This window comes from Aerococcus sp. L_32 (genome assembly GCF_050689315.1).
In genome coordinates, this window is record NZ_JBOEQF010000803.1 from 1 (window position 1) to 833 (window position 833).

General features: G+C 35.3%; 2 protein-coding genes. Both read right to left on the reverse strand.

Going from position 1 to position 833, the window contains the following annotated elements:
* Positions 1 to 49 precede the first annotated feature (49 nt).
* On the reverse strand, positions 50 to 547 hold the full coding sequence (locus tag ACRCJ0_RS16590) for a hypothetical protein (RefSeq protein WP_431387903.1): 498 nt from the start codon (positions 545 to 547) through the stop codon (positions 50 to 52).
* Between the two features lie 34 nt (positions 548 to 581).
* Positions 582 to 833, reverse strand: a 252-nt coding sequence (locus ACRCJ0_RS16595; RefSeq protein ID WP_431391259.1) for a PTS lactose/cellobiose transporter subunit IIA, incomplete at its 5' end; no start/stop codon positions are given.

Here is an 833-nt window from a genome sequence, read left to right on the forward strand (position 1 = left end):
TTTTCTTCAGACATGTTCAACAACTCTTTTCTTCAAATTTTTTCATCAGTTAAGATGTGTATTTTTCATATCGTTGAATATATTGATATTTCTTATCTTTATTTTTAGCGATTCGTAGCACTTTGAATAAAGATACTCCTGCTACCACTAACCCCACTCCCAGGATAATGTAGACAAGTAATATTGCTTCATTTGACATCCCTAAGAAGGGATATAAATAACTGAATACGGTTTTACTAAAGGTTGCAAAAAATAAAAGGACATTTACAACAATTTGCGTTTGGAAATAGATTTTTGAAAACTTCAATGTATTTTGATGGGTCCAGTAAATCCGCAAGTATTCAAATGCGGCCATACCACCAAGTACCACCATCGCACCCGGTAGGATGATTGATGAAACTTGGGTAAACAAGTTCATAAACAGCCAATATAAATTAGCAATGACACTAAAGGCTAAAGCATAACGAATAAAGAGGAAACGATTAAACCTAAAATTCCGCAAAGCCAATTCTTTTTCATGTTTCTTAACTTCTTTACTTCTTGCCATGTCAACCGCATCCTTTTCTCTAGTTAGCCTAACTTTAACCCTTCATTACCTTATACATCTCCAACATTTCAACTGCCATTTCTCGCAAGGTCGTTGAGGTCATCAAATGATCCTGTGCATGTACCATGATAATTTCCATATTGATATCTTCACCATTCGCGTATTGATGTAATAAGTCAGTTTGTGCATTATGCGCTTCAACTAATGCATCATTCGCTTCTTTTAATTTCGCCTCTGCCTCTTCATACTTACCAGCACGCATTAATGGGAAACTTTCATGGACTAA

Bases quoted from the DNA above. Each gene is read 5' to 3' on its own strand.
- ACRCJ0_RS16590 (WP_431387903.1), bottom strand. From the start codon at position 547: ATGGCAAGAAGTAAAGAAGTTAAGAAACATGAAAAAGAATTGGCTTTG.